Below are 6,898 nucleotides of genomic sequence, written 5' to 3'. Positions count from 1 at the left end.
GTGCGGAACGTACCCATCCGGCGGATATTGGCGTGGTCGTCGAACGTTATCACTGTCTTTTCGGCATCCTCGCCCACAAAATCAACATTCTGCAGCCACGAAGGCACTACCAGCTTTTCCCGATACACACCGTTGCGGACGAGCACCGTCACCCGATAGTCCATGAAGGCACGTATGCCCTCCATGGCCTCGGTCAGCGTGCGGTAATCCCCGTTGCCGCTGCCGTCCACCACGAGTGTGTCTTTCCACTTGCCGTCGGCCGACCATGCGCTTCCTGCACAGACCAGGCACAGCAGCAACAACCGAAAACGTATCAGCACCTCACGTTTCATCCTGCGACGGCTTTATTTGACGATGGCTTTTACTTCCTGCAGACGTTCCCATTCGAGGCTTGCCAGGATGAACGGTCCCACGGCCTTGGCATCGTTGGCGCGGATGGTCTCGTTGATGTAATAGTCGTAATCGCCCGAACGATAGTTCTTTCCACCCAGTCCGGCCACGGCACAGGCCTGCGTGATGCTGACCAGTCCGTCCTTGTCCACACGGATAAATTCTTTCAGAATGCCCTTGTAGCCCTTGACGGCTACTTCCAGATAAGAGGGATCGATATATCCCTTGCGCACCCCCTTGAACAACGCATAGACGAACATGGCCGAGCAAGAGGACTCCAGATAGTTCCCTTTAGCACCGCTCTTGTCGAGCACTTGATACCACACACCCGTCTTACTGTCTTGCAGACGCTTCACCTGAGCAGCTATGTTATTGAAGATGACCAGCATGGAATCGCGCCCCGCCTCATGCTTCGGAATAAAGTCGAGCGCATCGACAAACGCCATAGCATACCAGCCCAGCGCACGCCCCCAGCAATGTTGCGACTGACCGGTCACGGGGTCGGCCCAACGTTCCTTACGGCTTACGTCGCACGCATGGCGGTAAAGTCCGTTGGCAGGATCGTATGTATGGCGTGCGGCCATCAGAAACTGGTTGACTACATCGGGATAAACCTCCACCTGATTGTTGCGGAATGCATATTCGGCGTAGAAAGGAGCCCCCATGTAAACGCCGTCCAGCCATACCTGATTGGGATAAATCTTCTTGTGCCAGAAGCCGCCGTCGGCATTGCGAGGATGTTCGTCGAACTGGCTGCGCAGCAGGTCGAGGGCTTTCCGGTATTTCTCGTCCTTGGTCTGTTCGTAGATGCGGAACAGGAATTTGCCGGAGTTCACGCGGTCTAGGCTGAACTCCTGACGTTTATACATTTTTATTGTGCCGTCGGCATTCACCATCGTGTCGGCATAAGCCAGGGCGTAATCGTAGAACTTGCGGTCGCCGTAACGGTCGTAAACGTCGAGCATCGACTGAAGTTCCAGTCCGTGACAATAGTCCCACTTCAGTTTAGGCTGGAAGTCCAGTTGCCACGACTCCGGACAACGTATCATTTCCGACTCGGCCATCCGTACCGACCAGGGCTGTTTGTCGCTCACTTTCTGAGCCGACATTCCCCAAGGGAAAACCATCCACAGGGAACATACTAAAATCTTACAAATAATTGAGTTTTTCATGGGATTCTTCATTTATAGATATCAGACCTATCATTTTCCAAAACAAAAATAGCACATTCCATCAAGAACGGCGTGTATTTTTGGGTATAGTATGTGCAATATTTGGTATTCGTGTGCGAGAACGGAGTTTTTTGTGCACGATAACGACAAATTTAGTCCAAAATCGTTCATTTTACTAATAATTATGGCTTTGGAGTTTGATTAATTGAGAAAAGGTCTTAATTTTGGCACAGTTTTCAAGTTGTACCAATCGAAAAACATAACCTTATTAATAATTAAATCAGAAAAGAATGGAACAAGTTTTCGGCTATATCATCGGCTTAGGAGCAGCAGTGATGATGCCTATTATTTTTACAATCTTAGGAGTTTGCATTGGCATTAAGTTCAGCAAGGCACTGAAAAGCGGTTTACTGGTAGGTGTCGGTTTTGTAGGTTTATCCGTTGTCACAGCGTTGCTGACCAGCAGCCTTGGCCCGGCCTTGAGCCAGGTAGTCGAAATCTATGGTCTCCAACTGAAAATATTCGATATGGGATGGCCGGCAGCAGCAGCCGTAGCCTATAACACAACGGTAGGTGCTTTCATCATCCCTGTCTGTCTGGGAGTAAACATCCTGATGCTTCTGACCAAAACCACCCGTACGGTCAACATCGACTTGTGGAACTACTGGCACTTTGCTTTCATCGGCGCAGTAGTCTACTTCGCCAGCGACAGCATCCTGTGGGGTTTCTTCGCAGCCATCATCTGCTACATCATTACCCTGATTTCGGCCGACTATACCGCCAAGAAGTTCCAGAACTTCTATCCCGGCATGGAAGGAATCTCCATCCCGCAGCCGTTCTGCGCCGGATTCATTCCCTTTGCCGTAGCCATCAATAAGATACTGGACAAAATCCCCGGATTCGACAAGCTGTACATCGACGCCGAAGGTATGAAGAAAAAGTTCGGTCTGCTGGGCGAACCTCTCTTCCTGGGTATCGTCATCGGATGCGGCATCGCTGCCCTCTCCTGCCACAACGGTCAGGAACTGGTGGACAAGATACCTTATATATTAGGACTCGGCATCAAGATGGGTGCCGTCATGGAGCTGATTCCGCGCATCACCGGCCTGTTCATCGAAGGTCTGAAACCCATCTCCGACGCCACACGCGAACTGATTGCCCGCAAGTTCAAGGGAGCCGTAGGCCTGAACATCGGTATGAGCCCTGCATTGGTTATCGGCCATCCTACCACACTGGTCGTTTCCTTGCTGCTGATTCCCGTAACTATCCTGCTGGCTGTTATCCTGCCGGGCAACGAATTCCTGCCCCTGGCATCTCTGGCCGGTATGTTCTACGTATTCCCGCTGGTATTGCCCATCACCAAGGGTAACGTACTGAAATCGTTCCTCATCGGTCTCGTAGCCCTGACAGTAGGTTTGTACTTCGTAACCGATATGGCTCCGCACTTCACTCAGGCAGCCAACGACGCTTATGCCACAACAGTAGCCAAAGGCAGTCCCGACGGTGCCCTGAAAATCCCCGACGGATTCGAAGGTGGTGCACTCGACTTCGCATCAAGCATCTTCTCGTGGATTATCTTCCACCTGACTTATACCTTTAAATATATAGGTGCCGGTATTCTGGTATTGTGCACACTGGCTCTGATGATCTGGAACCGCCGTGCCATCATCAAGCTGCAGAAAAAAGCTGCCAGCGAACCGGTTGAGAAATAAAAAAGAAAACAATAAAACATCAAAAAAGGAGTAATATGAAAAGATTAGCATTCGCATTTATGTTGGGAGCCGCTGCCATAGCAGCCAATGCCCAAGTGAATTACAAAGTGCAGACAGCCTGCCATCCGGATGACGTGAAGCACTACGACACCGAACGTCTGCGCAGTGCCTTCATCATGGAAAAAGTTATGGCTCCGGACGAAATCAACGTAACCTATACACTGTACGACCGCCTCATCTATGGTGGTGCCATGCCTGTCAACAAGGTTCTGAAACTGGAAGTATTCCCCGAACTGGGTCCGGAAATCACTTATTTCCTGGAACGCCGCGAGCTGGGTGTCATCAACATCGGTGGCGATGGTGTAGTGACTGTAGACGGTAAGGAATATCCGATGAAATACAAAGAAGCCCTCTACGTAGGTTGCGGTAACAAGGAAGTAACTTTCAAGAGCAACGATGCCAGCAAGCCTGCCAAGTTCTACATCAACTCGGCACCGGCTTACAAGCCTTACGTTACACAGCTGATCACAACCGATGTGAAAGCTCAGAAAGCCGATCCCAAGAAATATGCCCTCGCCATCTCAGACCACTATGGCAAGATGGAAGATAGCAACGACCGCGTTGTAAACCAGCTGATCGTGAAAGATGTATTGGAAAGAGTAAAGAATGGCGGTACCAACCAGTTGCAGATGGGTCTTACCGAACTGGCTCCGGGTTCTGTATGGAATACGATGCCGGCTCACACCCACACTCGCCGTATGGAAGCCTACTTCTACTTCAACGTTCCCGAAGGCAACGCCATCTGTCACCTGATGGGCCAACCGCAGGAAGAACGCCTCATCTGGTTGCACAACGAACAGGCTGTCACTTCTCCCGAATGGAGCATCCACGCTGCTGCCGGAACACGTAACTATACCTTCATCTGGGGTATGGGCGGTGAAAACCTGAAGTACAGCGACAAAGACGAAATCAAGTATACGGATATGAGATAAAATACTCCGAAAACACCTGAACGGGCATAAATGTTAATCATTTATGCCCGTTTTTGTCATTTTATTTAGGATTTCCACCAATTTTTACACCCAAGAAAAACCACAAATCCGTATATTTGCAGGGAACAAATATTAAATCTACTATCATGAACAATTATCAGAATGCTGTCAGCAAGATGACCAACTATCGCTGGACCATCTGTGCCATGCTTTTTTTCGCGACAACCGTAAACTACCTTGACCGTCAGGTTCTCTCACTGACATGGAAAGATTTCATCGCTCCCGAATTCCACTGGACCGATGCACATTACGGAGACATCACCGCTATTTTTTCACTTGTATACGCCGTAGCCAACCTTTTTGCCGGACGCTTCATCGACTGGATGGGCACCAAGAAAGGATATCTTTGGGCTATCTTCGTCTGGTCCATGGGTGCCTGCCTCCATGCCGTCTGCGGTTGGGCTACCGAACATGTAGTAGGCATTCACGATGCTGCTGAAATGATTGCGGCTACCGGAGCTGTTGCCACTACCATCGCCATTACCAGTGTCTACTTCTTTATTGCCGCACGTATTGTGCTCAGTATCGGTGAAGCCGGTAACTTCCCCGCCGCTATTAAAGTAACCGCTGAGTACTTCCCTAAAAAAGACCGTGCATTCGCAACATCCATCTTCAACGCCGGTTCCACTGTAGGTGCTCTTGTTGCTCCAGTCACCATTCCCTCACTGGCCAGATATTTCCAAAGCCTTGGCATCGGAAACGGATGGGAAATGGCTTTCATCGTCATCGGTGTATTAGGTTTCGTATGGATGGGCGTATGGGTATTTGCATACAAGAAACCGGAAAACAATCCTCATGTCAATGCAGCCGAACTGGCCTATATCAACCTGGACAAACAAGCCGAACAGAACGAAAAGCCACAAGACACTGCCAATCAGAAAGAAGAACGAAAAATGAGCCTTTGGGAATGTCTGAAATATCCTCAGGCATGGGCTGTAGCTGTAGGTAAGTTTATGACCGATGGCGTATGGTGGTTCTTCCTCTTCTGGACTCCTGCCTATATTTCCGATGTATACGGATTCTCTTCGGACAGCGGAACGGCTCAGCTGCTGATTTTCGTACTCTATGCCATCACCATGCTGTCCATTTACGGTGGCAAGCTGCCTACCATCATCATCAACAAGACAGGCATGAATCCTTATGCTGCCCGTATGCGCGCCATGTTCATCTTCGCCCTGTTCCCCTTGCTGGCTCTGTTTGCCCAGCCGCTTGGTGAGTATTCCTACTGGTTCCCCATCATCATCATCGGTATAGCCGGTGCTGCCCACCAATCCTGGTCGGCCAACATCTACTCCGTAGGAAGTGACATGTTCCCCAAGAGTGCCGTAGCCACCATTATCGGTTTAGGCGGTATGGCAGGCGGTATTGGCGCTTACCTCATAAACAAATGCTCGGGAATGCTGTTCACTTATGCTGCCGGTACCACCATGGTCGACGGTCAGGAAGTAGAAATGACCAAGGCTCTCCTTGCTCAGGGTGCCGAATACGTACAGCCCGCCATGCACTTTATGGGCTTCGAAGGCAAACCGGCCGGTTACTTCATCATCTTCTGCGTCTGCGCCGTGTCCTATCTGATTGGCTGGTGCATCATGAAGATATTGGTACCGAAATACAAACCCATCGTTTTAGACTAAAGGAAGCTGACTTATTTTTTCCCAGTTAGGAAAAAAGAATTCCCCAGTTGGAAAAATATTTTTTCCTAACTGGGGAAAATTGTACCCATATTCCATGGAAAAAAAAGGGAAGTCTCACGACTTCCACAATTCTTCTAACCTTAAATCTAAATCTCTATGAAAAAAACGTGGGGCAAAGATAATGCTTTTTCTGATAATTTGATATTAATAAACACTATAAAGTTACTTTATTGTGCAAAAAAGTTATAAGAAGCCCTGAATTTCGTCCAATAAATCGGCATAAACCGGATTTTGTCCGAGCAATTGCGGTACTCCCGTCATAAACATCTGCCTTCGGGCACGGGTCAATGCCACATTCAGCTTACGGTCTATCAGCACTCCGTTTTCTTCGGTCATGTTTGCCAGGAACTTCAGTTGAGAGGCACGGTTCACGCAGAACGAATAGATGATGACATCACGTTCGCTACCCTGAAAACGCTCCACCGTATCTACCAGCACATCATTCAGCTGGGGAATACCCGTTGCAGCCAGTTCTTTCCGTATCAAAGCTATCTGGCTACGGTAAGGAGTAATAATGCCCAAAGTAGACAGCGGGCAAAACCCGGAAGTCCGATCATACTGATGATAGACCGCAACTGCCAGACGTGCCACGATGCGTGCTTCAGCATGATTCACCTTCGACGATTGCAAAGCCGGCTCGGGCTCGGACGGCAGAAAGGCAACGCGGCGTACCAGTATATCGGCAAACTCAGAATCCTCCAGCCCTTCCGCCAGATTCAACTCGCCAAACTGATGGGTAAGCCCGATGGGCACCAGCTTGCCACCATAAAAAGCGCGGTTGGGAAAAGCTGCCACATCGACATTCATCCTTCCCTGCCGGCAAAGCATGTCGTAAAAGCGGGACGATACGGCTGCCTGTTCTCCTTCCTGGCCAGCCA

The 6,898-nt window shown here is 49.6% G+C and carries 5 protein-coding genes and 1 pseudogene (1 of these 6 running past the window's edge); 3 read left to right on the top strand and 3 right to left on the bottom strand.

Annotated elements, in window-relative coordinates; translation table 11 throughout:
• Together QVP67_RS01765 and QVP67_RS01760 are read right to left on the bottom strand one after the other, a co-directional pair.
• On the bottom strand, nt 1–332 hold a 332-nt coding region (locus tag QVP67_RS01765), incomplete at its 3' end, for a pectinesterase family protein (RefSeq protein ID WP_288179785.1).
• A gap of 12 nt (nt 333–344) precedes the next feature.
• Nucleotides 345–1,562 (bottom strand): glycoside hydrolase family 88/105 protein, encoded by a 1,218-nt coding sequence (locus QVP67_RS01760; RefSeq protein ID WP_022161845.1) that lies wholly within the window; start codon nt 1,560–1,562, stop codon nt 345–347.
• A 290-nt stretch (nt 1,563–1,852) separates the two neighbouring features.
• Between QVP67_RS01760 and QVP67_RS01755 the strand changes: the two genes are divergently transcribed.
• The 3 genes from QVP67_RS01755 (at nt 1,853) to QVP67_RS01745 (ending at nt 5,960) form a co-directional block, all read left to right on the top strand.
• Complete coding sequence (locus QVP67_RS01755; RefSeq protein ID WP_022161844.1) at nt 1,853–3,274, top strand: PTS galactitol transporter subunit IIC; 1,422 nt, start codon at nt 1,853–1,855, stop codon at nt 3,272–3,274.
• Between the two features lie 35 nt (nt 3,275–3,309).
• Nucleotides 3,310–4,266, top strand: coding sequence for a 5-dehydro-4-deoxy-D-glucuronate isomerase (gene kduI / locus QVP67_RS01750; RefSeq protein WP_022161843.1), 957 nt, complete (start codon nt 3,310–3,312; stop codon nt 4,264–4,266).
• A 146-nt stretch (nt 4,267–4,412) separates the two neighbouring features.
• A complete protein-coding gene (locus tag QVP67_RS01745; protein WP_022161842.1) occupies nt 4,413–5,960 on the top strand; it encodes an MFS transporter in 1,548 nt (515 codons plus the stop codon).
• Nucleotides 5,961–6,203: 243 nt separating this feature from the next.
• Here QVP67_RS01745 and QVP67_RS01735 read toward each other — a convergent pair.
• Nucleotides 6,204–6,898: pseudogene (locus QVP67_RS01735) on the bottom strand (AAA domain-containing protein) (it continues 2,750 nt past the right edge of the window).

The organism is Bacteroides sp. CAG:633 (assembly GCF_000435115.1).
In the GTDB taxonomy this organism is placed as follows: domain Bacteria; phylum Bacteroidota; class Bacteroidia; order Bacteroidales; family Bacteroidaceae; genus Bacteroides; species Bacteroides ndongoniae.
The sequence above is the reverse complement of the archived record's forward strand: the minus strand, read 5'-3'. Positions and strand labels throughout refer to the sequence as shown.